The 25,250-nt window shown below is 70.6% G+C and carries 23 protein-coding genes, 1 tRNA gene and 1 pseudogene; 23 read left to right on the forward strand and 2 right to left on the reverse strand.

Going from position 1 to position 25,250, the window contains the following annotated elements:
• Window positions 1-935 precede the first annotated feature (935 nt).
• The 4 genes from ACIA8X_RS37745 to ACIA8X_RS37760 all read left to right on the forward strand — a co-directional run bounded on the left by ACIA8X_RS37745 (window position 936) and on the right by ACIA8X_RS37760 (window position 2,961).
• Window positions 936-1,370 carry a roadblock/LC7 domain-containing protein gene (locus ACIA8X_RS37745; protein WP_003996239.1) on the forward strand — a complete coding sequence of 145 codons (435 nt, stop codon included), beginning with the start codon at window positions 936-938 and terminating at the stop codon, window positions 1,368-1,370.
• A gap of 2 nt (window positions 1,371-1,372) precedes the next feature.
• Window positions 1,373-1,744, forward strand: coding sequence for a DUF742 domain-containing protein (locus ACIA8X_RS37750; RefSeq protein WP_393459165.1), 372 nt, complete (start codon window positions 1,373-1,375; stop codon window positions 1,742-1,744).
• Window positions 1,722-2,321 (forward strand): ATP/GTP-binding protein, encoded by a 600-nt coding sequence (locus ACIA8X_RS37755; RefSeq protein WP_393459162.1) that lies wholly within the window; start codon window positions 1,722-1,724, stop codon window positions 2,319-2,321. Before ACIA8X_RS37750 ends, ACIA8X_RS37755 begins: the two co-directional genes overlap by 23 nt.
• Before the next feature lie 61 nt (window positions 2,322-2,382).
• Window positions 2,383-2,961: a GAF domain-containing protein gene (locus ACIA8X_RS37760; protein WP_393459159.1), complete on the forward strand. Its 579-nt coding sequence runs from the start codon at window positions 2,383-2,385 to the stop codon at window positions 2,959-2,961.
• 74 nt (window positions 2,962-3,035) lie between these two features.
• Here ACIA8X_RS37760 and ACIA8X_RS37765 read toward each other — a convergent pair whose 3' ends face one another.
• Window positions 3,036-3,641 carry a GPP34 family phosphoprotein gene (locus tag ACIA8X_RS37765; protein ID WP_393459156.1) on the reverse strand — a complete coding sequence of 202 codons (606 nt, stop codon included), beginning with the start codon at window positions 3,639-3,641 and terminating at the stop codon, window positions 3,036-3,038.
• A gap of 416 nt (window positions 3,642-4,057) precedes the next feature.
• Between ACIA8X_RS37765 and ACIA8X_RS37770 the strand changes: the two genes are divergently transcribed.
• The 16 genes and pseudogenes from ACIA8X_RS37770 to ACIA8X_RS37845 all read left to right on the forward strand — a co-directional run bounded on the left by ACIA8X_RS37770 (window position 4,058) and on the right by ACIA8X_RS37845 (window position 19,766).
• Entirely contained in the window at window positions 4,058-5,257 is a 1,200-nt protein-coding gene (locus ACIA8X_RS37770) for a Gfo/Idh/MocA family protein (RefSeq protein ID WP_393459154.1), read from the forward strand.
• Window positions 5,258-5,402: 145 nt separating this feature from the next.
• Window positions 5,403-6,431 carry an L-threonine 3-dehydrogenase gene (tdh, locus tag ACIA8X_RS37775; protein WP_393459151.1) on the forward strand — a complete coding sequence of 343 codons (1,029 nt, stop codon included), beginning with the start codon at window positions 5,403-5,405 and terminating at the stop codon, window positions 6,429-6,431.
• Between the two features lie 54 nt (window positions 6,432-6,485).
• Complete coding sequence (locus tag ACIA8X_RS37780; RefSeq protein WP_393459148.1) at window positions 6,486-7,679, forward strand: glycine C-acetyltransferase; 1,194 nt, start codon at window positions 6,486-6,488, stop codon at window positions 7,677-7,679.
• A gap of 36 nt (window positions 7,680-7,715) precedes the next feature.
• Window positions 7,716-8,618, forward strand: a complete 903-nt coding sequence (locus tag ACIA8X_RS37785; RefSeq protein ID WP_393459145.1) for a LysR family transcriptional regulator — start codon at window positions 7,716-7,718, stop codon at window positions 8,616-8,618.
• 46 nt (window positions 8,619-8,664) lie between these two features.
• Window positions 8,665-9,252 carry a helix-turn-helix domain-containing protein gene (locus tag ACIA8X_RS37790; protein ID WP_393459142.1) on the forward strand — a complete coding sequence of 196 codons (588 nt, stop codon included), beginning with the start codon at window positions 8,665-8,667 and terminating at the stop codon, window positions 9,250-9,252.
• On the forward strand, window positions 9,249-9,782 hold the full coding sequence (locus ACIA8X_RS37795) for a GNAT family N-acetyltransferase (protein ID WP_393459139.1): 534 nt from the start codon (window positions 9,249-9,251) through the stop codon (window positions 9,780-9,782). Before ACIA8X_RS37790 ends, ACIA8X_RS37795 begins: the two co-directional genes overlap by 4 nt.
• Window positions 9,783-9,812: 30 nt before the next feature.
• Window positions 9,813-10,172: an MmcQ/YjbR family DNA-binding protein gene (locus ACIA8X_RS37800; RefSeq protein ID WP_393459136.1), complete on the forward strand. Its 360-nt coding sequence runs from the start codon at window positions 9,813-9,815 to the stop codon at window positions 10,170-10,172.
• A 114-nt stretch (window positions 10,173-10,286) separates the two neighbouring features.
• Window positions 10,287-10,363, forward strand: a tRNA-Pro gene (locus tag ACIA8X_RS37805).
• Between the two features lie 235 nt (window positions 10,364-10,598).
• Window positions 10,599-11,174: pseudogene (locus ACIA8X_RS37810) on the forward strand (hypothetical protein).
• Window positions 11,175-11,433: 259 nt separating this feature from the next.
• Window positions 11,434-12,456, forward strand: a complete 1,023-nt coding sequence (locus ACIA8X_RS37815; protein WP_399460201.1) for a LacI family DNA-binding transcriptional regulator — start codon at window positions 11,434-11,436, stop codon at window positions 12,454-12,456.
• A gap of 74 nt (window positions 12,457-12,530) precedes the next feature.
• Window positions 12,531-14,213 (forward strand): ABC transporter substrate-binding protein, encoded by a 1,683-nt coding sequence (locus tag ACIA8X_RS37820; protein WP_399460202.1) that lies wholly within the window; start codon window positions 12,531-12,533, stop codon window positions 14,211-14,213.
• Window positions 14,214-14,307: 94 nt separating this feature from the next.
• The gene (locus ACIA8X_RS37825; protein WP_393459128.1) at window positions 14,308-15,285 is read left to right on the forward strand and encodes an ABC transporter permease; all 978 of its coding nucleotides are present in this window, start codon (window positions 14,308-14,310) and stop codon (window positions 15,283-15,285) included.
• Between the two features lie 13 nt (window positions 15,286-15,298).
• Window positions 15,299-16,219 (forward strand): ABC transporter permease, encoded by a 921-nt coding sequence (locus ACIA8X_RS37830; protein WP_393459125.1) that lies wholly within the window; start codon window positions 15,299-15,301, stop codon window positions 16,217-16,219.
• Between the two features lie 3 nt (window positions 16,220-16,222).
• On the forward strand, window positions 16,223-17,176 hold the full coding sequence (locus tag ACIA8X_RS37835) for an ABC transporter ATP-binding protein (RefSeq protein WP_399460203.1): 954 nt from the start codon (window positions 16,223-16,225) through the stop codon (window positions 17,174-17,176).
• Entirely contained in the window at window positions 17,173-18,225 is a 1,053-nt protein-coding gene (locus tag ACIA8X_RS37840; protein ID WP_399460204.1) for an ATP-binding cassette domain-containing protein, read from the forward strand. Before ACIA8X_RS37835 ends, ACIA8X_RS37840 begins: the two co-directional genes overlap by 4 nt.
• A complete protein-coding gene (locus ACIA8X_RS37845) occupies window positions 18,222-19,766 on the forward strand; it encodes a glycoside hydrolase family 32 protein (RefSeq protein WP_399460205.1) in 1,545 nt (514 codons plus the stop codon). Before ACIA8X_RS37840 ends, ACIA8X_RS37845 begins: the two co-directional genes overlap by 4 nt.
• A gap of 153 nt (window positions 19,767-19,919) precedes the next feature.
• Here the strand turns inward: ACIA8X_RS37845 and ACIA8X_RS37850 are convergent, their stop codons facing one another.
• The gene (locus tag ACIA8X_RS37850; protein WP_393459113.1) at window positions 19,920-20,594 is read right to left on the reverse strand and encodes a hypothetical protein; all 675 of its coding nucleotides are present in this window, start codon (window positions 20,592-20,594) and stop codon (window positions 19,920-19,922) included.
• Window positions 20,595-20,775: 181 nt separating this feature from the next.
• Here ACIA8X_RS37850 and ACIA8X_RS37855 point away from each other — a divergent pair, with 181 nt between their 5' ends.
• From ACIA8X_RS37855 to ACIA8X_RS37865, 3 genes are all read left to right on the forward strand, one after another.
• The gene (locus ACIA8X_RS37855) at window positions 20,776-22,221 is read left to right on the forward strand and encodes a tol-pal system YbgF family protein (protein ID WP_399460206.1); all 1,446 of its coding nucleotides are present in this window, start codon (window positions 20,776-20,778) and stop codon (window positions 22,219-22,221) included.
• The gene (locus ACIA8X_RS37860; RefSeq protein ID WP_393459107.1) at window positions 22,218-24,290 is read left to right on the forward strand and encodes a protein kinase; all 2,073 of its coding nucleotides are present in this window, start codon (window positions 22,218-22,220) and stop codon (window positions 24,288-24,290) included. The genes ACIA8X_RS37855 and ACIA8X_RS37860 overlap by 4 nt, the downstream gene beginning before the upstream one ends.
• 157 nt (window positions 24,291-24,447) lie before the next feature.
• Entirely contained in the window at window positions 24,448-25,236 is a 789-nt protein-coding gene (locus ACIA8X_RS37865) for an FHA domain-containing protein (protein WP_393459104.1), read from the forward strand.
• Window positions 25,237-25,250 lie beyond the last annotated feature (14 nt).

Genomic DNA, 25,250 nt, shown 5'->3' on the forward strand with positions numbered 1-25,250 from the left:
GCCGGACATGACCCGGGGTTGATGGCGGCGTTCCAGCGGGGCATCGGGCTGGCGGAGACGCAGCAGCACATGGAGACGCAGCAGCGTATGGAGGCTGCGCACATGGAGGCTGCGCACACGGATGCGACCGGCGTGGACGCTGGACATGTGGAGGTCGGGGACCTGGAGGCCGGACGCATGGATGCCGGGCACGTGGATGTCGGACACGTGGATGTCGGGCACATGGGTGTCGGGCACATGGGTGTCGGGCACGGAGACGTCGGGCCAACGGATTCCCGGCACATGGGTGACGGCCATATGGCCGATGGACCCACGGAGTTGGGGCGCAGCGATCCCGGACGTGGAGGGCCGGGCCACATGGACGCGCGCCACCGGGACGCAGGCCACATGGACGCACGCCCCTGGGATGCAGGCCACACGGACGCGCGCCCCTGGGATGCAGGCCACATGGACTCTGCCCACACCGCCACCACTTCGACCCCCACCACGCGCCCGTCCACCCCCTCCTACACGCCCCCACCACGCACGACCTCCGACACCACGTCGCTCCCCCCGGAACCGACCCGCCCGGACCTCACGCCCCCCGAGCCCACCCGCCTGGAGTCAGCGCGCCCGGCGCCGATCCGGCGGGAGCCGACGAGCTTCGACATGGGTCTTCCACCATCCCCACGGCTGCGCCCCACCTCCCTGGATGGACTCCACACAGACGTGACGCCCATGCCCACCAGGCCCCACCTGGACGTATCGCCCATGGACCCGGCCCACATGACCGAGACGCACCCCGGGTCCGCGCCCGGCAGCGACCACACCACCCGGCACGACGGGAGCGCACCAGCCGGATGACCACGCCCCTGACCAGCTCGAAGTCCGCCTGGGAGGCCACCCCCACCCCCAGCGCTCCCGCAGACCTTCGTACCTCAAGGAGTCGATCCATCATGGCGAGCGAAGCGCCGACCGCTCATGTGTCCGATCTCGACTGGCTGATGAGTGGCCTCGTGCAGCGCGTACCGCACACCACCAGCGCGGTACTCCTGTCCTGCGACGGGCTCGTGAAGTCGGTTCACGGCCTCGACCCGGACAGCGCCGACCACATGGCCGCCCTGGCCTCCGGCCTGTACTCCCTCGGCCGCAGTGCCGGAGTCCGCTTCGGCGACGGCGGAGACGTCCGCCAGGTCGTCGTCGAGCTCGACTCGACCCTGCTGTTCGTGACGACGGCCGGCTCCGGTACCTGTCTCGCCGTGCTGGCCGGCCGGGAGGCCGACGCGGCCGTGCTCGGCTACGAGATGGCGATGCTCGTCAAGAGCGTCCGCCCGTACCTGGTCACCGCACCCCGGCAGCACTCCGTCGAACCCTCGGCGATGAGGCCTTGAACGTGACGGCGGCCGGCGACGGGCCCTGGCTCGACGACGCGGCCGGACGGCTGGTGCGCCCCTTCACGGTCAGCAACGGCCGTACCCGGCCCACCGTCGCGCTCGACCTCATGTCGCAGGTGATGGCCACCGGGGCGACCCCCCTCGGCTATCTGGGGCCCGAGCACGAGCTGGCGCTCGACCTGTGCCGCGCCCCCGTCTCGGTCGCCGAGGTCGCCGCCCACCTGAAGCTGCCGGCGGCGGTCACCAAGGTGCTGCTGTCGGACCTCGTCGACGGCGGGGCGCTCACCACCAAGCCCCCCGAGTTCCACCACAACCCGACAGACCGGGCTCTTCTGGAGGCAGTGCTCGATGGACTACGACGACAGCTCTGACCCTTTCCCCACCGCGCTGAAGATCTTGGTGGCGGGAGGGTTCGGGGTCGGCAAGACGACCTTCGTGGGCGCGGTCAGCGAGATCGCGCCGCTCAGCACGGAGGAACTGCTCACCACGGTCAGCGCCGCGACCGACAGCCTCGAAGGGATCGAGAACAAGGTCGAGACGACGGTGGCCATGGACTTCGGCCGCATCACGCTCGATCCGGAACACGTCCTGTACCTGTTCGGCACGCCCGGACAGGAACGGTTCTGGTTCATGTGGGACGAGCTCTCCGAGGGCGCCCTCGGAGCGGTCATCCTCGCCGACACCCGGCGCCTGGAGGAATGCTTCGCGGCCGTCGACTTCTTCGAACAGCGCGGCCTCGGTTTCATCGTCGCGATCAACGACTTCGACGGCGCCTACCGGTACGACCCCGAGGAGGTCCGGGCCGCCATCGACCTCGACCCGGAGATCCCCGTCGTCCGCTGCGACGCCCGGATCTCCAGCTCCGGTGTGCAGACCCTGCTGACCCTCGTACGGCATCTCATCGCCCACACCCCGGCACCCGCGCCCAGCCACGGCGCCCACATGTGACACCCGCACACCCCAGGACGGAGCCGCATATGACCTACGCCCACGGCGACGGAATCCACGCATGAGCTATGGCCCACCTCGCCCAGTCGCCCGCCTGCTGCTCACCCCCGAGGACAAGGAGGCCCCCGCCCGTGCACGGCGGCTGCTCCGACTGGGTCTGGGAGAACAACCGGACCCGGCCCTCGATGTCTTCGCGGACCATCTCGCCGAGCTCACGGGTGCGCCGTACGCCATGGTCAACTTCATCGGCGAGAACCGGCAGTTCTTCGCCGGGCTGCATGTGCGGCAGGCCGTCAGCCTTCAGCGGGCCGAGGATTCCAAGCCGGAGCTGGGCCGCCATATGGAACGCGACCATGGGTTCTGCCCCCATGTGGTCGTCCGACACAAGGCGCTGGTCCTGGAGGATGTCCGCGACTATCCGCGGTTCGCGGGGAACCCGATCGTCGACGAGTTCGGTATCCGCTCCTATCTGGGCGCTCCGCTCATCGACTCCACGGGGATGGCGCTGGGCACGGTGTGTGTCGTCGACATGGAGCCGCGGCCGTGGGGCAGGGCCGGCCTGGAGACCATCAAGGCGTCGGCTGCGGAACTGGTGGTGCGGCTGGAGCGGCGGGCGGTGGACGGGCTCCCGCTGCTGTGACCGCGCGCGGGTACCGCCCCGATCGTCGGCCGACCGGGCCGCCCTGCTGGGCGCCCGCTGACCGCCACCTGCTCCTAGAAGCCGCGCCAGACGTTGTCGAACGCGGCGTCCTCGATCGCCCTTCGCTGCCGTACGGCCTCCAGCTCCATCACCGCATCGCCGACCGCGGCCAGCACGGTCGCGACCGTGTCATCGGTGATCGTTTCGGTGCCCTCGGCCGGTTCGTCGCCGATCCCCGCGGCGGTGGCCAGGGTGGCGAGGACGGGCTCGCCCGCCGCCCACCGCTCCTCGGCCCGGCGCCGGGCCTCCGAGTCGGCCGGTTCCGTCCGCCCGGTCCGCAGCGGATTCCGGCGGTCCCGCAGCCGGGTCGTCAGCCCGATGCGCTCCAGGTCGTCGGCGTAGGTCGAGGACAGTCCTCGGCCCCTGCGCCACAGCCAGTCCTCGACCGACTCGTACGGCTCCTGTCGTACGAGCGCCGTGGTGGCCTCGTCCAGGAGGCGGTCGTCGGTCGGTGCCTGGGCGGTGGGCACGATGCGGTCGTCGTCGAGGTCGAGGGCCCGGGCCTCGATGAGGTCGAACAGCTCGGCTCCGGCGAGTGCGAGGGACAGTTCGCCCTGCGCGACCGGCTTGTCCGGCGCCACGATGAGGGCGACGATGGCGAGGTCCTGTGCGGTGGTCATGAGCGGCTCCACGTCAGTCGGACGAGTGCGGGGCGAGCACGTCGGGGGGCCGGCCGTTGCGGGCCGGGTGGCCTTGGACGATTCTCGCTGCCGTACGGGGGCTTTGTGTCCTACTACGACCATGTGGTGCGGGAAGCCGATCCGCAGGACGGCGGCGACCGCGGCAGCGGCGAGGACCACGAGGGCGGCCAGGAGCAGTGCCTGTCGGTGGCCGTGCCGGCGCAATGGGGCGACGACCAGCGGGCCCAGGATCTGGCCGACGGAGTAACCGGTGGTCAGAAGGGTGACCGAGCGGGGGAACCTCGGACCGCTGAGACCAGAGCGGCCGCCGTTCCGCCTATCACGGCGGGCAGCGCGATGCCAGACGGGCATACCGCACTTGGCAGCACCACCTCACCTCTATGGAAGGGCCGACCATGACCGACCTGCGTCTCGGCGTTCTCGGCCACGGGCTGCGCGGCTCCCTCGCCCGGGTCGCCCACCGACCCGGCGAGGGCGCGCGCGTGACCGTGGTCGCCGATCCCGACGCGGGGCAGCGGGAACGGGCCGCCGACCGCATCCCCGGCGTGCGCACGGTCGACGACCACCGCAAGGTGATCGAAGCCCCGGATGTGGACGCCGTGCTTGTCCTCACCCCGGACCACACCCACGCCGACCTGGCCTGCGAGGCACTCCGGGCGGGCAAGCCCGTCTTCGTCGAAAAGCCCCTGGACATCACCGTGGAAGCCTGCGACCGCATCCTGCGCACCGCCCGCGAGAGCGGCACCCGCCTCTACGTCGGGCACAACATGCGGCACATGCCGGTGGTCCGGCTGATGCGCGACATCGTCGCCCGCGGTGAGGTCGGCGAGGTCAGGACGGTCTGGGTGCGTCACTTCGTCGGGTACGGCGGCGACTGGTACTTCAAGGACTGGCACGCCGAACGCCGCTACACCACCGGCCTGTTGCTGCAGAAGGGCGCCCACGACATCGACGTGGTGCACTGGTTGGCGGGCGGGTACACGCGCCGGGTGCAGGCGTTCGGCGATCTCATGGTGTACGGCGACATCCCGCACCGCCGGGCGCCCGGCGAAGCCAAGGCCGCCGACTGGTACACGGAGGACGGCCACTGGCCGCCGCACACCCAGCGGGCGCTCAATCCCATGATCGACGTCGAAGATGTGTCGCTGGTCAACATGTGCCTGGACAACGGGGTGTTGGCCGCCTACCAGCAGTGCCATTTCACCCCCGACTACTGGCGCAACTACACCGTCATCGGCGACGCGGGCCGCCTGGAGAACTTCGGGGACGGGCCCGGGGCGGTGGTGCGGGTGTGGAACTCACGGCGTTCCGTCCACCGCGAGTGGGCCGACGCGGAGTACCCGGTGCCGGAGGCGGCGGACGACGGCGAGCACGGCGGCGCGGATCCGCTGATCATCGACGAGTTCCTGCGGTTCGTACGGGAGGGCGGCCGCACCGACACCTCGCCGGTGGCCGCGCGGATGGCGGTCGCGGCCGGGTTCGGGGCGACCGAGTCGCTGCGCGCGGGAGGTGTCGTACGCGAGATTCCACCGCTGGATCCGGACCTGATCGCGTACTTCGAAGGCGGGCAGAGGGCGCCCGAGCCGAGCGCGTGAAGGAAAGCTGTGGCGCCGCTTAAGAAAACCTCGATGGACCAGGACGCCGCCGTACGGCAGATTGCTACGCGATTCCACTCCTCTCCCCGGCAGCGGGCTGCTTCGGCATGCCCAGGGCCGGGACTCACCCTCAGGAGCCGTAGCGTTGAAGGCGCTGGTCAAGGAGAAGGCGGAGCCCGGGCTCTGGCTCGCGGACGTCCCGGATCCGTCCGTCGGACCGGGTGACGTACTGATCAAGGTGCTGCGCACCGGCATCTGCGGTACCGACCTGCACATCCGGTCCTGGGACGGCTGGGCGCAGCAGGCGATCCGCACCCCGCTCGTGGTCGGGCACGAGTTCGTCGGCGAGGTCGTGGAGACCGGCCGGGATGTCACCGACATCGCCATCGGTGACCGGGTCAGCGGCGAGGGCCACCTGGTGTGCGGGAAGTGCCGCAACTGCCTCGCCGGGCGGCGGCACCTGTGCCGGGCCACCATCGGCCTCGGCGTCGGACGCGACGGAGCCTTCGCCGAGTACGTCGCCCTGCCCGCCGCCAATGTGTGGGTACACCGTGTGCCCGTCGACCTCGACGTCGCCGCGATCTTCGACCCGTTCGGCAACGCCGTGCACACCGCGCTGTCGTTCCCGCTGGTCGGTGAGGACGTCCTGATCACCGGCGCCGGCCCGATCGGCCTGATGGCGGCGGCCGTGGCCCGGCACGCGGGTGCGCGCAACGTCGTGATCACCGACGTGAGCGAGGAGCGGCTGGAGCTGGCCCGCAAGGTGGGCGTGAGCCTCGCGCTGAACGTGTCGCAGTCCGGCATCGCCGACGGGCAGCGCGAACTCGGCCTGCGCGAGGGCTTCGACATCGGCCTGGAGATGTCCGGCCGTCCCGAGGCCATGCGCGACATGATCGCCAACATGACGCACGGCGGCCGGATCGCCATGCTCGGCCTGCCGGCGCAGGAGTTCGCGGTCGACTGGGCCCGCATCGTCACCTCGATGATCACCATCAAGGGCATCTACGGCCGTGAGATGTTCGAGACCTGGTACGCGATGTCCGTGCTGCTCGAAGGCGGCCTCGACCTCGCACCCGTGATCACCGGCCGGTACGGCTACCGCGACTACGAGGCGGCGTTCGCCGACGCGGCGAGCGGCCGTGGGGGCAAGGTCATCCTCGACTGGACCACGTAGGCCACAGGCCGCCGTAACTCCCTTTCCGCGCAAGCACTTTTAGGAGCTTCCCCCATGTTCGACTCCGTGCGCGACGACCTGCGCGCCACCCTCGACGAGATCCGTGCCGCCGGCCTGCACAAGCCCGAGCGCGTCATCGACACCCCGCAGTCCGCGACCGTCAATGTCGCGGCCGGCGGCCGTCCCGGCGAGGTCCTCAACTTCTGCGCCAACAACTACCTCGGCCTCGCCGACCACCCCGAGGTGATCGCCGCAGCCCACGAGGCGCTGGACCGCTGGGGCTACGGCATGGCGTCGGTGCGCTTCATCTGCGGCACGCAGGAGGTGCACAAGGAACTGGAGGCCAGGCTCTCGGCGTTCCTCGGCCAGGAGGACACGATCCTGTACTCCTCCTGCTTCGACGCCAACGGCGGCGTGTTCGAGACGCTGCTCGGCCCGGAGGACGCGGTGATCTCCGACGCCCTCAACCACGCGTCGATCATCGACGGCATCCGCCTGTCCAAGGCCCGCCGCTTCCGGTACGCCAACCGCGATCTGGCGGACCTGGAGCGGCAGTTGAAGGACGCCTCGGACGCCCGGCGCCGGCTGATCGTCACTGACGGCGTTTTCTCCATGGACGGCTATGTGGCCCCGCTGCGCGAGATCTGCGACCTCGCCGATCGCTACGACGCCATGGTCATGGTCGACGACTCCCATGCAGTCGGCTTCGTCGGCCCCGGCGGCCGAGGCACCCCCGAGCTGCACGGCGTCATGGACCGCGTCGACATCATCACCGGCACCCTCGGCAAGGCACTCGGCGGTGCCTCCGGCGGCTACGTCGCCGCCCGCGCCGAGATCGTCGCCCTGCTGCGCCAGCGCTCGCGGCCGTACCTCTTCTCCAACACCCTGGCCCCGGTGATCGCGGCGGCCTCCCTCAAGGTCCTCGACCTGCTGGAGTCGGCGGACGACCTGCGGGTCCGGCTGGCCGAGAACACGGCGCTGTTCCGCCGCCGTATGACCGAGGAGGGCTTCGAGATCCTCCCCGGCGACCACGCCATCGCGCCCGTGATGATCGGCGACGCGGCGAAGGCCGCCCGGCTGGCGGAGCTGCTGCTGGAGCGGGGCGTGTACGTGATCGGCTTCTCGTACCCGGTGGTGCCGCAGGACCAGGCCCGGATCCGCGTCCAGCTGTCCGCCGCGCACTCCACGGACGACGTCAACCGTGCCGTGGACGCCTTCGTGGCGGCGCGGGCGGAGCTGGAGGGCTGAGCCGGAGCGCACGGGGCATTTGAGACAATCGATCGCATGATCGAAGCGCGGCGGCTCCACATCCTCCGTGCGGTGGCCGACCACCGTACGGTGACGGCGGCTGCCGCCGCGCTGTATCTGACCCCGTCCGCGGTCTCCCAGCAGCTGGCAGCGCTGGAGCAGGAGACGGGCCACCGTCTGGTCGAGCGCAGCGCCAAGGGCGTACGGCTGACCCCGGCCGGCGAGATCCTGCTCAGCCACACCAACGCGGTCCTGGCCCAGCTGGAGCGGGCCGAGGCCGAGCTCGCGGCGTACAGCTCCGGTGCGGCCGGCACGGTCACCGTCGCCGCCTTCGCGACCGGCATCGCCCAGGTCGTCGCCCCCGCGGTGGCCCGCCTCGCCGAGTCCGCGCCCGGCATCCGCATCCGGGTCCAGGACGCGGAGGGCGACGCGAGCCTGCCGATGGTGCTGGACCGGCAGGTGGACGTGGCGGTCGCCGTCGAGTACCGCGGGGCGCCTCCCGCCGACGACCCGCGCCTGACCCACGTACCGCTGTACGCCGAACCGTTCGACGCGGTCGTCCCGCTCACCCACCGCCTGGCCGGCACCGCCGAGATCCCCCTCGCCGACCTGGCCAAGGACCCGTGGATCGGCCCGTACCCCGGCAATCCCTGCCATGACGTGGTCGTCCTGGCCTGCGAGAACGCCGGCTTCCAGCCCCGGCTCGAACACTCCTCGGACGACTTCCGCGCGGTCGTCGCTCTCGCCTCGGCCGACGCGGGGGTGGCGCTGGTGCCGCGCTCGGCGCTGCGCGGCATGGACCTCACGGGCGTGGTCGTACGGCCCGTGGACGGGGTGGCGCCCACCCGCCGGGTCTTCGCGGCCGTACGCCGGGGAGCCGAGCAGCATCCGCTGATCCGGCCGGTGCTGGAGGCGCTGGGGCAGGCGGCGGGGGAGTGAGCCGCGCGTAACCTCGCTGTCTCACATCTGGGATAGCCTCCCGAATATGAAACAGACGGCAGAGGGTGGCGAAGCCCCGGACACGGTCGACACCCGCCTCGGGGCCCGCCTGGCCGAGCTGCGGGCCGAACGCGGCTGGTCCCTGGGGGAGTTGGCGGAACGCAGCGGTGTGAGCCGCTCGACCCTGTCCCGGGCCGAGCGGGCGGAGATCAGCCCCACCGCCTCGCTGCTGAACCGCCTGTGCCACGTCTACGGCCGGACCATGTCCCAGCTGCTCAGCGAGATCGAGTCCGAGCCTGCACTGCTGGTGCGGGCGGCCGAGCAGCCGGTGTGGGAGGACCGTTCCTCCGGCTTCGTACGGCGATCCGTGTCGCCGCCGCACACCGGGCTGCGCGGCGAGATCGTCGAGGGGCGGCTCGCGGTGGGCGCCGACATCGCGTACGACCGGCCGCCCGTGCCCGGTCTTGAGCAGCACATCTGGGTGCTGGAAGGGGCGCTGGAGGTGACGGTTCAGGAGGTCGAGCACCGTCTCGGTGCCGGTGACTGTCTGCGGATGCGGGTGTGGGGGCCGACGCGGTTCCGGTGCACGGGGTCCGAGGCGGTGCGCTACGTACTGGCGGTGGTGCTGCCGTGATCGTGACGCGAGTGGACGACGGTCAACTCCGAGACCGAGTGGGGGAGTTGGCCGATCTGTTGGTGGACACCGTGGAGGGCGGTGCCTCCGTCGGATTCCTCTCCCCGCTCGACCGTACGGCCGCCCTGGCCTGGTGGCAGGAGCGCGTGGCAGCCGTCGCCGCCGGGCGGCTGGCGGTGTGGGCGGCACGCGAGGATGAGCGGACGGTCGGTACGGTCGGCCTGGCCTTTCCCGACAAGCCCAACAGCCGCCACCGGGCCGAGCTGACCAAGCTGATGGTGCACCGGGACGCCCGGGGACGGGGTCTCGGTCGCAGGCTGCTCGCGACCGCGGAGGAGGCCGCGATCGGCGCGGGCGTCACCCTTCTCCACCTGGACACCGAGACCGACAGCCCCGCCGAGGGGCTGTACGGCTCGGCCGGGTGGACCCGGGCCGGGGTGATCCCCGACTTCGCGGCGAGCCCGGCCGGGGTGCTGCGGCCGACGACCATCTACTACAAGTACCTGGGTGCAACCGCTCTCACCAGGTGACTGTCAGTGGCAGCCGCTACGGTGCCTTGCATGCCGGATGCCGAAGACGTACGCCGTATCGCCCTGTCCCTGCCGGATACGACGGAGAAGATCGCCTGGAGCATGCCCACGTTCCGGGTCGCGGGCAAGATGTTCGCCACGCTGCCCGAGGAGGAGACCTCCATCGCGGTGCGCTGCCCCAAGGAGGAGCGCGACGAACTGGTTTTGGCCGAGCCGACGAAGTTCTGGATCGCCGACCACGAGGCGCAGTTCGCCTGGGTGCGGGTCCGGCTCGGCGCCCTGGAGGACGAGGGCGAACTGCGCGACATCCTGGCCGACTCTTGGCGCCAGGCGGCGCCGGCGCGCCTGCTGGACGCCTACCCCGAGTTGGGCCTGCCGGCCGGGGGGTGATCATCCGGCCAGCGGGGTCACCCGCCGCACATAAAGGAGTGCGCGACCACCGACCGGAGTGCGGTATTGTTTCCATGCACGTTCGGCCGGGGGAAACCCCAGGTCAGACGGCATCGGGACGTGGCGCAGCTTGGTAGCGCACTTGACTGGGGGTCAAGGGGTCGCAGGTTCAAATCCTGTCGTCCCGACCAGCTTTGATGCAGGTCGGAGGCCGTTCTCTCATCCACGAGAGGGCGGCCTTTCGTGCGTCCCGGGGGTGTGGTGGTCGCAGCCGTGCAGGCCGGCATGGTGGGTGGACGGTGGTCTGTCCTGCTGTGGTGAGGGTGTGGTCGATGGTGTCGACGGCCTGGTGTGCGGCCTGTTGGGTGAGGTGGCTGTAGAGGTTGGCGGTGGCCTGTCGTGTCGTCGTTCCCCGGGAGGCCGCGGATGCCGTCGGTTGTCGGACTGCTGGAACAGCACGAGCTCGGAGCTCGCCGTCGAGTCGACGGACTGCGCGAGGAGGCCGACCGCATCCAGGCCGAGCTGGCCGCGGCCGAGCAGGAATGGCAGAAGTGGGCGATCGCGCGCAGGCGGGTTGATACGGTCCTGGCTTCGGTCGGCCGCAGCACCGCCGACGCGGAGGTCGTCCCAGATCCGCGGGATGCGGACGTGCCGTCGGGCGCCCCCGGATTCAGCGAAGCCGAAGTCGCAGGTGCCTACGTGGCGTGCGGGCCTTTCCTGGCCGGTGCTGTCGGTGGACTACCAGCGCATCCTGCACGCCGTCGCGGACCGTGTCCGGCTCGGTCAAGGGCCGCTGACCTGCCAGGAGATGGCCGTCCTGTTCGGCATGGACGTGGTGCCGGCCAGGGTCGAGGCACTGCGGTCGAAGGCGAAACGCCTGGTCGCGCGCGGCTGGCCGCGCCGACGCCGGGCCGGTTCACGCTCGCTGCGGGCGTTTCCGGGCCAGGCGGCAGGTCATCAGCAGGATCAGTTCATCGGAGCTGGACCGGGCGGGGTCGGTGAAGGCGTCGGCGACGCACTCGCCGAGGACGGTGACACTGACGGGGGCCTGGGGTCGGGCCATGGTGACTGTCTGCCTCTCTCAGGAAGAGCGCGGGTGGGGAAGGGCACCGGGACGGTGGCCTGATGCAGCCCATTGCGCAGGTATTGACATGCCGCTCAAGACGGACGTAACTTCCCTGCCACAAGGAAGTAACGCGCGTTATTAAAGCGCGAAACCGGAGACGGTGTCTCGCCTCCGGCCGGCCGAGAGGGACTGGAAGTGGCCACGAACAAGACGCATCGCGTGACCATGAGCGATGTGGCGCGCCATGCGGGTGTCTCGCGGACCACCGTCTCCTTCGTCCTCAATGACAAGCCCGGCGCCGCCATCCCCGAGGAGACCCGTCGGCGGATCCTGGAGGCGATCGACGAGCTCGGCTACCGGCCCAACGCCGGGGCGCGGGCGCTGGCCGCGAACCGCAGCGGGTGGTTCGGGCTGATCACCGAGATCGTGACCGGTCCCTTCGCGGGCGAGGTGATCACGGGCGCGCAGAGCCGCGCCTGGGGTGACCGGCGGTTCCTGCTGATCGCCGCGAGCGAGGGCGACCCCGCCCAGGAGGCCGCCGCGCTCGACCAGATGCTGGAGCACCGCGTGGAAGGGCTGCTGTATGCCACGACCTGGCACCGCGCCGTCACGCTCCCCAAGGCCGCCCGGGAGGTGCCGACGGTACTCGTCAACTGCTACGACGCGGAAGGTGAGCTGCCGTGCATCCTGCCCGACGAGGTGTCGGGCGGTTACAAAGCGACCCGCCGGCTCCTGGACGCCGGTCACACCCGCATCGGGTTCATCAATCTCGACCCGGCGATCCCGGCCGCCATCGGCAGGCGCGATGGGTACGAACGTGCTCTGCGCGAGGCCGGGATCACCCCCGAACCCTCCCTCGTCGTCCCCGGCTGGGCGACCGCCGACAGCGCCTATGACGCCGCCTGCGAACTGCTGGACCGCCCGGCCGGCGACCGGCCGACCGCGCTGTTCTGCGGAAACGACCGGATGGCGATGGGCGCGTACGACGCGATCAAGGAACGTGGGCTGCGCATCCCGCACGACGTGGCCGTGGTGGGGTTCGACAACCAGGAACTCATCGCCGCCTATCTGCGGCCGAAGCTGACGACGCTCGCCCTGCCCTTCGAGGCCATGGGCACCAAGGGCATCGACATGCTCGCCGCTCTCGCAGCGGGGCAGCCGCTCGACACCCGTCAGGTGACGATCGACTGCCCGCTGCTCGAACGCTCGTCGGTCTGACCGCTAATCAGTCCGCCGAGGAATCCCATCCCGTCTTCGCCCTGTGTGTTGAAGAGAGGAAAAGAGTCTCCATTATGGCACCCTCCCGCATACCCTCACGGCGGCCCCGAGCCGTCCTGAGAGCGGTCACCGCGACCGCCGCCGCAGCCCTGGTCCTGTCCGCCTGTACGGGTGGCTCGGGCACCTCCGGCGCCGGTGACACCTCCGGCAACCAGCTGCTCACCATCCCGCGCGAGGATCTGGCGACGTTCACGCGCAACTTCAACCCGCTCTCCCCGCAGGCCGCCCCCATGACTCTGCAGGCGGTCTACGAGCCGCTGGTCGTGCACAGCATGGCGGACGCCAAGGACACGCCGTGGCTGGCCACCAAGTGGGAGCAGGCCAAGGACGGCAAGTCCCTCACCTTCACGCTGCGCGACGGCGTCAAGTGGTCGGACGGCCAGGCGCTCACCGCCGACGACGTCGTCTACACCTTCGAGCTCCAGAAGAAGGTGCTGGGCGGCTTCGACTACCTGGACAAGGTCACCGCGGTCGACGCCCGCACGGTGAAGTTCTCCTTCAACAAGCCCTTCTCGACCGCCTTCTACGAGATCGGCGCCCACTACATCCTGCCGAAGCACATCTGGTCCAAGGTGAAGGACCCGGCGAAGTTCACCAACCCGAACCCGGTCGGCACCGGCCCGTACACCAAGATCGAGAAGTTCCAGAGCCAGTCGTACGAGCTGCGCAAGAACCCCGACTACTGGCAGCCGGACAAGCAGCAGATCGCCGGAATCCAGATGCTCGCCTTCTCCGGCAACGACAGCGCCAACATCGCCTTCACCAGCGGCGAGGTGGACTGGACGCAGTCCTTCATTCCGGACATCGAGAAGTCCTTCGTCGCCAAGGACAAGAAGCACAACCACTACTGGTTCCCGGCCACCGGCGCCATGATCAACTGGCAGTTGAACACCACCAAGGCCCCCTTCGACGACCCGGCCGTGCGCAAGGCGCTCAGCATGGCCGTCGACCGCGACCAGATCACCAAGGTCGCGATGAACGGCTACGCCGAACCCGCCGACTGCACGGGCCTGGCTCGCACATACGACACGTGGCGCGACACCTCGCTCGCCGCGTCCTGCACCTGGACGAAGTACGACACCGACGCGGCGGCCAAGGCCCTCGACGCGGCCGGCTACGAGGAGAGCGGCGGCAAGCGCAAGCTGAAGAACGGCAAGGACTTCGCGCTCGACATCTCCGTCGGCTCCGCCTCCTCCGACTGGATCTCGGTCGCCAACATCATCAAGCAGAACCTCGCGAAGGTCGGCATCACCGCCACCGTGAAGACACCCGACTGGTCGGCGGTCTCGTCCTCGTACAACACCGGCACCTTCGACACCGGCATCGTGTGGAGCAACAACGGCGCCACCCCGTACGAGTACTTCCGCGGCGTGATGTCGACCAAGATGGTGCAGCCGGTCGGCAAGCAGGCCACGGAGAACTACCACCGCTTCGGCGACAAGAAGGCCGACAAGCTCATCGACGCCTTCGCCGCCGCCACGGACGAGAGCGCGCAGCGCGAGCAGATGAACGGTCTGCAGAAGCTCTACGACAGGGACGCGCCCGTCGTCCCGCTGTTCACCGGCCCCGAGTGGGGCGCGTACACGGACGCCCGCTTCACCGGCTGGCCCACTGAAGAGAACCCGTACGCCACCCTCGGCAACCGCAACGGCAGCACGGTCCTCGTGCTCACGTCGTTGAAGCCCGTCAAGGGCTGACGCCGCCCGCGGACCGGCGGCCGCCCTCCTCCCCGGACGGCCGCCCCCGCGCACCGCCACACACGTTCACCCCCACCGACAGGGAGCACGACCCGTGCGTCTGATCCTGCGCAACCTGGGGTTCTATCTGCTCGCCTTCTGGGCCTCCATCACCCTGAACTTCGTTCTCCCGCGCTTCATGCCGGGCGACCCGGTCTCCCGGATGTTCGCGCAGGCCCAGGGCACCATGCAGCCCGACCAGATAGCCCAGCTGCGGAAACTCTTCGGCCTCGACAACCGGCCCCTCTGGGAGCAGTACGTCTCCTACGTCAAGAGCGTCTTCACCGGCGACCTCGGCATCTCCATCTCCCGCTTCCCCACCCCGGTCTCCGACGTGATCGGCTCGCAGATCGGCTGGACCCTGCTCCTCGGCGGCGTCGCGCTCGTCATCGCGGCCGTGCTCGGCAACCTGCTCGGCATCGTCGCCGCCTGGCGGCGCGGCGGCGTCCTCGACTCCGCCTTCCCGCCCCTGCTGATCTTCGTCGGCTCGTTCCCGTACTTCTGGCTGGCGATGGGCGCGCTGTACCTGTTCGGGGTGAGCCTGGGCTGGTTCCCCATGCGGCACGCCTACGACGTCGGACTGACCCCCGGCTTCAACGCCGAGTTCCTCTCCAACGTCGGCACCCACCTGGTGCTGCCCGCGCTGACCATCGTGCTGGTCTCCATCGGCGGCTGGATGCTCGGCATGCGCAACACCATGATCGCCACGGCGGCCGAGGACTACATCACCATGGCCGAGGCCAAGGGGCTCAGCCCCTCGCGGATCATGTTCCGCTACGCCGCCCGCAACGCGCTGCTGCCCTCCGTCACCAACTTCGGCATGGCCCTCGGCTTCGTCGTCGGCGGAGCGCTGCTCACCGAGGTCGTGTTCGCCTACCCCGGCATCGGCTACCAGCTGCTGATGGCCGTCCAGGGCCTGGACTACCCGCTGATGCAGGGCATCTTCCTGACGATCACGGCGGCGGTGCTGCTCGCGAACTTCCTCGTCGACCTCGTCTACGTCCGCCTCGACCCGCGCGTCCGCGTCCGCTGAGGAGGTTGCCGACATGACCGCCATCGAAATCGCGACGGCCACCACGCCGACCGCCCCCGCACGCACGTCCCGCCGACGCGGACTGCTGCGCCAGCTCATCGACAGCAAGAAGGCGCTGGCCGGGCTGATCCTGCTCGCTCTCTTCGCGCTGCTCGCCCTGCTCGCGCCCGTCCTGGCACCGGGCGATCCGTCGCTCATCAACTCCACGGGCAGCCAGGCACCCTCGGCCGCACACTGGCTCGGTACGACCGCCAAGGGACAGGACGTGCTCGCCCTCACCCTGTGGGGTGCGCGCAGTTCCCTCTTCGTCGGCTTCACCGTGGGCCTTGTGGCGACCGGCGTCGCCATCCTCGTCGGCCTGGCGTCCGCATACTTCGGCCGCGTCGTCGATGACGCGCTGACCCTGGTCACCAACATCTTCCTGCTGCTGCCCGGCCTCCCGCTGCTCATCATCCTGGCCGCGTTCCTGCCGCCCGGGACCTCCACCGTGATCCTGGTCCTCGTCGTCACCGGCTGGGCGGGCTCGGCCCGGGTCCTGCGCGCGCAGGCCAAGTCGATCCGCGGCAAGGACTTCGTGGCCGCCGCCGTCGTCACCGGCGAGCGACCCCTGCGGATCATGTTCCGCGAGATCCTGCCCAACATGGCGTCCGTGGTGATGACCACGCTGCTCGGCTGCGTGATCTTCGGCATCGGTGCCCAGGCCGGCCTGGAGTTCCTCGGCCTCGGCGACAGCAGCGTCGTCAGCTGGGGCACCAACCTGTACTGGGCCGGCAACGACGGCGCGCTGATGACCGGCACCTGGTGGGCCTTCGTCCCCTCCGGACTGTGCATCGCGCTCGTCGCGTTCGCGCTCGCGCTGGTCAACTACGCGGTCGACGAGATCACCAACCCCAGGCTGCGCAGCCGCCGCGCCCGACGTGAGAGGAGGGGCTGAGCCATGGAACCCGTACTTGAGGTGAACGGCCTGCGCGTCGAATACCGCGGTGACGGACGCACCGTCGTGGGCGCCGACGACGTCTCCTTCTCCATCGGCGCCGGGGAGATCTTCGGCCTCGCCGGGGAATCCGGCTGCGGCAAGTCGACCATCGCCAACGCGGTGATGCGACTGCTGAAGCCCCCGGCGGAAATCACCGCGGGCAGCATCCGCTTCCGGGGCCGGGACGTCCTCGCCCTGGACGCACGCGAGCTGCGCGCTTTCCGGTGGCGGGAGATCGCCATGGTCTTCCAGTCGGCGATGAACTCGCTCAACCCCGTCCTGACCGTCGGCGAGCAGATCGTCGACATCTTCACCACCCACGAGCGGATGAAGAAGCGGGCCGCGCGGGAGCGGGCCGGCGAGCTGCTGGAGCTGGTCGGCATCGACCCGGGAAGGCTGAAGGCGTACCCGCACCAGCTCTCCGGCGGCATGCGCCAGCGCGTGGTCATCGCCATGGCCGTCGCACTGCGCCCCCGGCTGCTGATCATGGACGAGCCGACCACCGCGCTCGACGTGGTCGTGCAGCAGGAGATCATGGCGCAGATCCGCGACCTACAGCGGGAGCTGGGCTTCTCCATCCTCTTCATCACCCACGACATGTCCCTGATGGTCGAGCTGTCGGACCGCATGGGCGTGATGTACCGCGGACGGATCGTCGAACTCGCCGACGCCAGGGACCTGTTCGCCCATCCGCTCCACCCCTACACCGAGGCGCTGATGAACGCCTTCCCGCCGCTGACCGGCCCGCGCCAAGAGCTCACCGGCCTCTTCGACGCCCCGCGCACCGCCGACAGCTGCGGCTTCCACGTCCGCTGTCCCGAGGACCGCTCGGACTGCTCCATGAACATCCCCGACCTGCGCGAGATCGCCCCCGGCCGGTGGGTGGCCCAGAGTGCCCAGGGAGCCCTGCGATGACCCAGCCCCTGCTGTCCGTACGCGGTCTGACCAAGGACTTCCAGGTCGGCACCGTCTTCTCCCGGCGCCGCGTCCGTGCCGTCAACGACGTGTCCTTCGACCTGCCGACCGGCCGGATCACCGCCCTGGTCGGCGAGTCCGGCAGCGGCAAGTCCACCATCGCCCGCTGCCTCGCCCGCCTCGAACAACCCTCCTCCGGACAGGTACTGCTCGACGGCGAGGACGTCCTGCGCACCGAGCGGCGCCGGGCGTCACGGGAGTACCGCCGCAAGGTCCAGATGGTGTTCCAGGACCCCTTCGGCTCACTCAACCCCGTCCACCGCATCGAGCACTTCCTCACCCGGGCCCTCGTCCTGCACGGCCATCAGGCCACCCCCGAGGCGCTGCGCGAGCTGATGACGACGGTCGGCCTGACCGAGGACATGCTCCAGTCCTACCCGCACGAACTCTCCGGCGGCCAGCGCCAACGCGTCTCCATCGCACGCGCGTTGGCGGTGGAACCGCGCCTCATCCTGGCCGACGAACCGACCTCGATGCTGGACGTCTCCGTACGCGTCGGCGTGCTCAACCTGATGCGGCGCCTGCGCGACGAGCGGAACATCGCCATGCTCTACATCACCCACGACCTGGGCTCCGCCCGCTACCTCGCCGACACCACGATGGTCATGTTCGCCGGCGAACTCGTCGAAGGCGGCGACGCGTTGGCGGTGATGGACGCCCCCGCCCACCCCTACACCCGCCTGCTGCTGTCCGCCGTACCCGACCCCGAACGGGCCGGCAGCTACGACCCCGTCGAGCGCGCCCGCCTGCGCGAGGCGATCCTCAACCCCACGTCCTGCCCCTACGGCGACGACGGCACGTGCAGCCGCACCGACCCCGTCCGCCACATCGTCGGCGAAGACGACGGTCAGCTCCACTGGGTGCGCTGCCACCTGCGCGCACCCGCCTCCGACATCGCCCGCCGTGTCCTGAAGGCCACCGACCGGCCGGACGGCGAGGCCACGGACGCCACCGACGCCACTGAGAAAGCGGAGAACACCGCCGCATGACCCACGACCTCACCCTCCCCTCCGGCAGCCACACCGCCGAGGGGCTGGCCGAACGCGCCCTGCGCGACCCCCACCGCCCCCGCTTCCACTTCACCTCGCCCGGCGGCTGGCTCAACGACCCCAACGGGCTGAGTCACTGGAACGGCGTCTACCACCTCTTCTACCAGTACAACCCGCTCGCCGCCGCCCACCACCGCATCCACTGGGGCCACGCCACCAGCACCGACCTCGTGCACTGGGCCGATGAGCCGGTCGCCCTGGTGCCGGGCTCGGACGGCCCGGACCGCGACGGCTGCTGGTCCGGTGTCCTGGTGGACGACGGCGGAGTGCCCACGCTCGTCTACTCGGGCAGGCACGGCGAGCATGAACTCCCCTGCGTGGCCACGGGATCGGCGGATCTGAGGTACTGGACCAAGGACCCGGCCAACCCGGTCATCGCCGCCCCGCCCGAGTGCATCGACATCACGGCCTTCCGCGACCACTGCGTCTGGCGGGAGGGCTCCGGCGAGAACACGGTGTGGCGCCAGCTGGTGGGCTCGGGAATCCGGGGCGTCGGCGGAACGGCCTTCCTGTACGAATCCGACGACCTGCGCAGCTGGCGCTACGTCGGCCCGCTGCTGACCGGCGACGCCTCGCAGAACCAGGGCGAGCTCGACTGGACGGGCACGATGTGGGAGTGCGTAGACCTCTTCCGGCTCGGCGAGGACGAGGAGGCCGGCGGCACCGACGTGCTGGTCTTCTCCGCCTGGGACGAGGGCACCACCCACCACCCCCTGTACTGGACCGGCCGCTACGAGGGTGACACCTTCACCCCGACCGCCCTGAACCGCCTCGACTACGGGGGCCGCTACTTCTACGCCCCCCAGTCGACTCGCGACGAGCGCGGCCGCCGCATCATGTTCGGCTGGCTTCAGGAGGGCCGGACGGACGAGGCGAACGCGCAGGCCGGCTGGTGCGGTGTGATGTCCCTGCCGAGGGTCGTCACGCTCGCCACGGGCGGCGGCCTGCATCAGGCCCCGGTGCCGGAGCTGACCGAGCTGCGGCGGGAGCGCCTAGAGGTGGCTCCGGGTCGGCTGGCCGACCCGTACACCCAGCTGCCCGCCGTGCGCGGGGACCAGCTGGACATCGAGACGACCCTGCGTCTCGCTCCCGGAGCGACCGCCCGGCTCGTGCTCCGCGAGACACCGGACGGCGTGGAACGCACGGTCGTGGAGGTGAGCCGGTCGCACGACGGAGCGAGCGGTACCCTCCGACTGCACCGCGAGACCAGCAGCCTCGACCCGACGGTCGACACCGAACCCCGGTACGGGGAGCTGCCGTTGGGCTCCGACGGGCGGGTCGACCTGCGCGTCCTCGTCGACCACTCCGCACTGGAGATTTTCGCCAACGGGCGGCCCCTGACCGCCCGCATCTACCCCACCCGCCCGGACGCGGCTGTCGGCGTCGGTATCGGTGCCGACGGCGACGTGGCCCTGGAGCGGTTCGACGCCTGGCAGATGGCGTCGGCCTTCACCGACGGACCCCGGCCGCTGTGGCCGTGACGGTCTTACACACGACCACGGCCCGCGGGGTGGACGTCCCCCCGGGCCGTGGCCCACCCTCCCCTGTTCTCATCAGGAGCTGCCACGAGCGTGTCCCGCGTCGATTGTTCGGGGACGAGGCGGGATCCAGTCCGGGTCCAGGCGGGGCCACCTTCAGGCCGGCCCGTCCGCCGTGAAGGTCAGCGACAGTAACCGGCGGGTTCGTTCGTCGGTCTCGGCGCCTGCGACGACCGAGTGGCGGATGCCGTGGTACACGAGGTCCCACAGCCGCTGGTTTCCCTCCAGCAGGCCGCAGGGGACGACGATGCGGTGATCGCCGCGTACGAGTCGTAGACACGGTCCGAGCCGTGCCCGGTCGACCACCGTGACGCCGGTCAGGTCGTACAGCGGCATCTCGCGGCCGGTGTTGTTGATGTCCGGCTCGTAGAGCGTGCGTGCTCCGGCGTGTACGGCCATGCCGTCGTCCTGGAACCCGTAGATCAGGGTGAACAGCAGCCACCCTCCCGCGAGCGCCGCCCCCGTGATCGTGAACCCGGCGCGTCGGTCGCCCTCGGTGAACATCAGGAGGGCCGACATGAGCACGGCCATCGGCACCAGGGACCCGGCCACGCCCGCGGCGGTGTACCGCCACCGATTCGGGCGGCGAGCGCATGCGGACTCAAGGAGCCGATCGCCCCCGGTACGCCCCGCGACCCACCGGCCGTCGGCCTGCGTGTAGTGGCCGCTGCTCACCTGGAACCTGCCCTGCCAGGGCCCGACCACCCGGGGCGCGGGCGGCGGGCGGGGCTCGCCGCAGGCGTCCGGCGGGGGTGGCAGCTTCGGGATCACGGCTCGGACGCCCGGTCAGCCGGACAGCGGCCGCAGCACCGCGGCGTCGTCGTTCATGGGGACTCCTGGGCCTCGGGAGCGGTTCGGGTTGTTGTCTACCGCCGGGCCTCCGGGACCCGTCCCGAGCGTGGGGGCGCACCATGCGGGCGTCGGACCCGTTCCGTGACCGGGGGAGACCAGGATGAACGACCAGACGCCCGCCGTACCCGCCATGCCGGACTTCGCGCCTGACGACGCCAGGCCACACGACCCGCTGGCCGTCGCCGTGGGCAACGCCTCGCTGCTCGGCGTCGGTTATCTGATGCTGCGGCGACGCAGGCTCGCCCTCGCCGCCGCGGTCGTGACCGTCGTGCTGGTGTCCCAGGTCGTGTCGAGGGCCGACTCGGCGTACGAAGTCGCCGTGCTCGTGTGGTGGGTGGCCGTCGTCGGCCACGGGTGGTTCCTGGCGCGCAGAGGCGCGGGTGGGGGCACGGGCGGGGGCGGAGGCAGGGCCTCGGTGCGTGGTCGGCGTATCGTCGCGCTCGGCGTCACGCTTCCGGTGCTGCTGGCCGTGGGGCTCCTGCGGTTCGACGCCTCCAGGATCGGGCAGAGCGTGGCCGATGCCCGTGAACGCGGCGACTGCGCGGGGGTGTTGAGCGCCCAGGACGAGGTGTGGTTCGGGCATCGCATCGCCGACGCGCCGCTGAGCGCCCGCGGCGACGACGTCGTACAGGCATGTGAGCGGCTGCGAACGGCCCGGGCCGAGTTGGCCACCGCGCTGAGCGGGGACACGGATGCCCTGAAGCACGGCTTCGGCACGCTTGCCTCGGTTCTCGCGCAGCCCGGCAACGAGAAGACGGTCGAGACCACCCTCGACGGGTTCCTGCGCGGCCTGCCCACGAAGGACGCCTGCGACACGGTCACCGTCACCGACTGGCTGCACGACCGCAAGGGCAGCGACGACGTACTGGACCGGTCCGCCGACACGGCCGAACGGACCGCGCCCGCCGCGCTGATGGGGTGCGGTGACGACCTCATGGCGGACGACGACTGGGAGCAGGCCCGCACGCACTACCAGCAGCTGCTCGACCGGTACCCCGACAACGACCTCGCGGACCGGGCCCGGAAGGGCGCCAGGCAGGCCACGCTGAGCATCGAGCTGGCCAACGTCCGCAGCCTGCTCGCGGACCGCACCGACGGGCAGCCCGAGTACTGCTCCAGCCCGGCGAAGTACAGCGGCGCCAAGCCCCTCGGCAAGGGCACGAACCGCGCGCTGTTCTACCCCGACGGCGAGTACGCCATCGACCACTCGGAAGAACTCCCCGGCTCCTGGAAGGCCGATGGCCCCACCGACGCCGTCCTGGTGGTCTGCATGGGCGACACGACGTTCGGAAGCTCCGTCGAGACCTGCTCCTACTACAAGAGTGGGTCCTCCGGCGCCGTCTCGAACGTGACCTTCTACAAGATCGCGATCCCGGTGAAGGTGTACGAGTTGCGCACGGGAAAGCTCGTCGCCAACCGCACGATCCAGATCAACGGCACGAGCTGCCCGGGGTCCATCTACACCTCCGCGGACTCGACGAGCGAGTACGTCGTGGAGACCAAGTCCGATGTGCGGTCCGCCTTCCGGCCGTTGGTCGTCCGGTGAGCGGCGGTGCGGACCGCGACGTCGACGGGGTCGGTGGGGTCGGCGGAGTCGGTGGTCCGGGAGGGCTCCCGCGTGGGGCGGGTGAGCATGTGGGCGGCGACCGCCTGGAGTTGACGGCGGCCGCTCCGGAAGCGCGGTCGAAGAAGGGGACGCTGGTGGCACGGGAGGTACGGGTCATCGCCGGGCGGTACCGGCTGGGGCAGCGGCTGGGCTCCGGCGGTGGCGGAGACGTCTGGCTGGCCGAGGACGAGGAGCTGCGGGTCCGGGTCGCGGTCAAGGAGATCGACGTACCGCGCGAGCCGAACGGATCCGGCGACGACTCCGCCGACCGGGGCCGCAAGGAGGCACTGAAAGCGGCGCAGTTGCGCGAGCACCCGAACGTGATCACGGTGTACGACGTGGTGGAGGACGACGACCGCCCGTGGATCGTGATGGAGTACCTCCAGGGCACGCGGGACCTGCGCGCCGTGGTGAAGGAACGCGGTGCGCTGCCGAGCGACGAGGTGGCCGGGATCGGGGCGGCCGCCCTCGACGCCCTGTGCGCCGGGCACCGGCTCGGCATCATCCACCGCGACGTGAAGCCGTCCAACATCCTGCTGGCACCGGATCATTCGGGCGCCGCCGACCGCCGGGTCCTGCTCACGGACTACGGCATCTCGCTGTGGCCCCGGGAGACCCGGGTCACCCAGAGTGGCATGGTGGTCGGCACCCCGGGCTTCCTGGCGCCGGAGCGGCTGTCCGGCGGCGAGGCGACGCCCGCGACCGACCTGTTCTCGCTCGGCGTCACGCTCTACTTCGCCGTCGAGGGCACCTCCCCGTTCGAGCGGGACACCCTCGACGCCTCCCTCTTGGCGGCCCTGACCACCGAACCCGACTCACCGCAACAGGCGAGCGATCCGCTGAGCAGCGTGATCATGGGGTTGCTCGCCAAGGATCCGGCGGAGCGCATACAGCCGGAGCGGGCACGCGAACTGCTCGCCGAGGCCATGGGAGCCGGACCGTCTGGTACGTCACTTCCCGCGCGCCCTGCGGCTGCCCGGAAGTCGGCCGATTCCGGGGCCGCGACAGGTTCCGGCGACGCGGGCACCGCGACGGAGCCCGCCGATTCCCCGCCGTCCTGGAAGAAGCGCCTCCCTCGCGCCCGGAGCACGGCCGGCGCCGCCGGCCCTTCCCTCGTCCGGCGAACGCCCGTGCTGCTGACGCTCGCCGCCGTATTGGCCGGGGGCGGCGGATTCGCGCTGGGCGCCGCCACCTATCACGACGATCGGGCCGAGACGAAGGGGCCGCAGGCCGTCGGTACGAAGGTGGCCGCGACGCCCTCCCCGACCCCGTCCCCGACCGTGACCCGCAGTGCGTACCCGTACGGCAGGCAGGTGGGGTTGCGTGACGGGCTCATGCCGGGGCAGTGCGTCAACGCCGACTGGAAGGACGGGGAGTACCAAGGGCCGCCCGGGGTGAAAATCGTCAGCTGCTACGACGACGATCCCGAGGGCCAGGTCATCGCCACCGTCGCGGCCGATGCCGCCCTGCGGGCGTCCGGCGCGGACTCGGTACGGGAGGAGTGCACCCGGCGCACCGCGGACCTGCGCAAGTCCATGGCCGACCCGATGCTGTACGTCCTGACACCGGAGGCGGGGCAGAGCGACCCTCCGGTCTCGGCCTGTCTGGTCTTCCTCAAGCACGCCACCCTCGGCGGCCCGCTCGGCGACTTCCGCAAGTTCGGCGACGAGGTCTACATCACGCAGCAGGGTCCGGGCGACTGCGTCACCTCCGTGGAGGACGAGAACGGTGAGATCACCGACACCCTCGTGAGCTGCGAGAAGCCGCACCACGAGCAGGCCATCGGCTGGGCCTGGGCCTCGGGCGACGGCTCGGCGGACAGCGTCGACACCGATGGGCTCTGCGAGGAGAAGTTCGGGGTCGACTGGGCCCGCGGTCAAGGGCATGAGATGCGGGGCTGGCGCTCCTCCGACGAGGAGTGGGATGCCGGATTCCGCTACGTGCTGTGCAGCGTGGGCCGGGAGGACGGCGGGAAACTTCCCGGAGGAATGCTGAAGTCGGCGTACTGAGTCTCCGGCCCCTCAACCCGTACGGGAGGGGTCCCGCAGGGGAGGCGGAGACTGGTCACTACGCACCACCAAGAAAATCACGAACCACCGAGCAGTCCACGAACCACCGATCAGTCCACAGAACCACCGATCAGTTCACGAACCGAGGAGACCAGCGATGCCCCTCTCCGCCAGCCTTGCGCGTGGTGTCGCGCCCGCCACGCCCGGGACCCTGCACGCCCGCACGGTCACCGGAGAGTTCAGCGCCCCGCCCCACCAGGGGCTGACGGTCCGCTTCGGGCGTGGCGAGAAGCCGGAAGTGGACCTGGGGGTCGGCGTGGACGACCTGAGGGTGAGCCGACGGCACGGTGAACTGACGTACCTTCAAGGGCTGTGGTGGCTGCGCAACACCGGGCAGCAGCTCGTCCGGCTGCCCCGCGGCCGGATGATGCACCTCACCACCGAGCCGATCCCGCTCGCCACCGGCTACACCCCGCTGTTCGTGAAGGGATCCGGCTACCGCGAGCACCTGGTCGAGCTGTATGTGTCGGGCCATGACGACCAGGGGCCGGTGTCGCGCCGGCGCGCCGAGACCGTACGACCGGAGACGTGGTCGCTGGACGACGACGAGCGGCTGCTGCTGGTCGTCCTCGGTCAGCGATACCTGCTGTACGAGGAGGACCCGCGCCCCCTGACGTACCGTCAGACGGCCGAGCGGCTCGCCTACCTCCGTCCGGACGCCAAGTGGAACGAGCGCAGGATCGAGTTCCGCATCGAGGCCGTACGGCGTCGGCTGCACGGCACCGGCTTCAAGTACCCGCTGCTGCACGACAAGGCCGAGGGCCGCCCGGCCGACAACAGTCTGCTGCACAACCTGATCCGGGGGCTCGTGGAGTCGACGACCCTCGTGCCGCCGGACCTGGAGCTGATGGAGGACGAGGCGGACTGGCCGGACGCCGCGCTCTGAGGCGGCGGGGCGGC

Origin of the sequence: Streptomyces sp. NPDC051738 (assembly GCF_044453205.1) — a bacterium.
Classification (GTDB): domain Bacteria; phylum Actinomycetota; class Actinomycetes; order Streptomycetales; family Streptomycetaceae; genus Streptomyces.

Excerpts from the sequence above, each read along its gene's own strand:
- ACIA8X_RS37770 (WP_393459154.1), top strand. The coding sequence starts at position 4,058 with ATGACCGACCTGCGTCTCGGCGTTCTCGGCCACGGGCTGCGCGGCTCC.
- ACIA8X_RS37840 (WP_399460204.1), top strand. The coding sequence starts at position 17,173 with ATGACCCAGCCCCTGCTGTCCGTACGCGGTCTGACCAAGGACTTCCAG.
- ACIA8X_RS37845 (WP_399460205.1), top strand. The coding sequence starts at position 18,222 with ATGACCCACGACCTCACCCTCCCCTCCGGCAGCCACACCGCCGAGGGG.
- ACIA8X_RS37865 (WP_393459104.1), top strand. The coding sequence starts at position 24,448 with ATGCCCCTCTCCGCCAGCCTTGCGCGTGGTGTCGCGCCCGCCACGCCC.
- ACIA8X_RS37785 (WP_393459145.1), top strand. The coding sequence starts at position 7,716 with ATGATCGAAGCGCGGCGGCTCCACATCCTCCGTGCGGTGGCCGACCAC.
- ACIA8X_RS37830 (WP_393459125.1), top strand. The coding sequence starts at position 15,299 with ATGACCGCCATCGAAATCGCGACGGCCACCACGCCGACCGCCCCCGCA.
- ACIA8X_RS37800 (WP_393459136.1), top strand. The coding sequence starts at position 9,813 with ATGCCGGATGCCGAAGACGTACGCCGTATCGCCCTGTCCCTGCCGGAT.
- ACIA8X_RS37745 (WP_003996239.1), top strand. The coding sequence starts at position 936 with ATGGCGAGCGAAGCGCCGACCGCTCATGTGTCCGATCTCGACTGGCTG.
- ACIA8X_RS37760 (WP_393459159.1), top strand. The coding sequence starts at position 2,383 with ATGAGCTATGGCCCACCTCGCCCAGTCGCCCGCCTGCTGCTCACCCCC.
- ACIA8X_RS37790 (WP_393459142.1), top strand. The coding sequence starts at position 8,665 with ATGAAACAGACGGCAGAGGGTGGCGAAGCCCCGGACACGGTCGACACC.
- ACIA8X_RS37835 (WP_399460203.1), top strand. The coding sequence starts at position 16,223 with ATGGAACCCGTACTTGAGGTGAACGGCCTGCGCGTCGAATACCGCGGT.
- ACIA8X_RS37855 (WP_399460206.1), top strand. The coding sequence starts at position 20,776 with ATGAACGACCAGACGCCCGCCGTACCCGCCATGCCGGACTTCGCGCCT.
- ACIA8X_RS37765 (WP_393459156.1), bottom strand. The coding sequence starts at position 3,641 with ATGACCACCGCACAGGACCTCGCCATCGTCGCCCTCATCGTGGCGCCG.
- ACIA8X_RS37780 (WP_393459148.1), top strand. The coding sequence starts at position 6,486 with ATGTTCGACTCCGTGCGCGACGACCTGCGCGCCACCCTCGACGAGATC.
- ACIA8X_RS37755 (WP_393459162.1), top strand. The coding sequence starts at position 1,722 with ATGGACTACGACGACAGCTCTGACCCTTTCCCCACCGCGCTGAAGATC.
- ACIA8X_RS37820 (WP_399460202.1), top strand. The coding sequence starts at position 12,531 with ATGGCACCCTCCCGCATACCCTCACGGCGGCCCCGAGCCGTCCTGAGA.